Below are 544 nucleotides of genomic sequence, written 5' to 3'. Positions count from 1 at the left end.
AACGATCCTGGTACACCAACTACGACATCAGCTACACAAGACTTCTGTTTAAAAGATGCTCCAACAGTTGCCGATATTGCAGTAACACCAGCTACAGCAGTTTGGTACAGCAGTGCTACGAGTACTACGCCATTACTAGCTACGGATGCCTTGGCAGACGGAAATTATTATGCTACCATTATAGACGCTGTTATAGGTTGTGAGAGCGCCACCAGATTAGTTGTAGCAGTAAATGTCAACGATCCGGGTACACCAACTACGACATCAGCTACACAGGACTTCTGTTTAGAAGATGCTCCAACAGTTGCCGATATTGCGGTAAGCCCAGCTACAACAGTTTGGTACAGCAGTGCTACAAGCACTACACCATTATTAGCTACAGATGCTTTGGCAGACGGAAATTATTATGCTACTATCATAGACGCTGTTACAGGTTGTGAGAGCGCCACCAGATTAGTTGTAGCAGTAAATGTCAACGATCCGGGTACACCAACCACAACATCAGCTACACAGGATTTCTGTTTAGAAGATGCTCCAACAGTTG

1 protein-coding gene is annotated in these 544 nt (G+C 45.0%); it reads left to right on the top strand.

Translation table 11 applies throughout. The annotated features are described in order from the left end of the window. Window positions 1-544, top strand: a 544-nt coding sequence (locus tag GON26_RS21505) for an Ig-like domain-containing protein (RefSeq protein WP_449404282.1), incomplete at both ends; no start/stop codon positions are given.

It is taken from the genome of Flavobacterium hydrocarbonoxydans (genome assembly GCF_009789235.1).
Lineage (GTDB): Bacteria > Bacteroidota > Bacteroidia > Flavobacteriales > Flavobacteriaceae > Flavobacterium > Flavobacterium hydrocarbonoxydans.
This window is presented reverse-complemented; position numbering and strand designations above follow the sequence as displayed.